Source organism: Shewanella sp. S1-49-MNA-CIBAN-0167 (genome assembly GCF_040310145.1).
GTDB classification, from domain to species: Bacteria; Pseudomonadota; Gammaproteobacteria; order Enterobacterales; family Shewanellaceae; genus Shewanella; species Shewanella psychromarinicola.
This window is the reverse complement of sequence record NZ_JBEOPO010000172.1, coordinates 1-306: the sequence shown is the minus strand read 5'-3', so window position 1 is coordinate 306 and position 306 is coordinate 1. Positions and strand designations below refer to the sequence as shown.

Below are 306 nucleotides of genomic sequence, written 5' to 3'. Positions count from 1 at the left end.
AATGGCTCCCCAGACTGGACTCGAACCAGTGACATACGGATTAACAGTCCGCCGTTCTACCAACTGAACTACTGGGGAATTGATGATTACTAGTACTGACTTTTTAAATTACTAATATTTGAAATGGCTCCCCAAACTGGACTCGAACCAGTGACATACGGATTAACAGTCCGCCGTTCTACCAACTGAACTATTGGGGAAGCGTGTTATTTCAAATTTGTTATCTCGATGGCTCCCCAAACTGGACTCGAACCAGTGACATACGGATTAACAGTCCGCCGTTCTACCAACTGAACTATTGGGGAA

General features: G+C 44.8%; 3 tRNA genes. All 3 read right to left on the bottom strand.

Going from position 1 to position 306, the window contains the following annotated elements:
- Window positions 1-2 precede the first annotated feature (2 nt).
- The 3 genes from AAEZ00_RS20870 to AAEZ00_RS20860 all read right to left on the bottom strand — a co-directional run bounded on the left by AAEZ00_RS20870 (window position 3) and on the right by AAEZ00_RS20860 (window position 305).
- A tRNA-Asn gene (locus AAEZ00_RS20870) sits at window positions 3-78 on the bottom strand.
- Between the two features lie 46 nt (window positions 79-124).
- Window positions 125-200: transfer RNA gene (locus AAEZ00_RS20865), tRNA-Asn, on the bottom strand.
- Window positions 201-229: 29 nt separating this feature from the next.
- Window positions 230-305: transfer RNA gene (locus AAEZ00_RS20860), tRNA-Asn, on the bottom strand.
- Window position 306 lies beyond the last annotated feature (1 nt).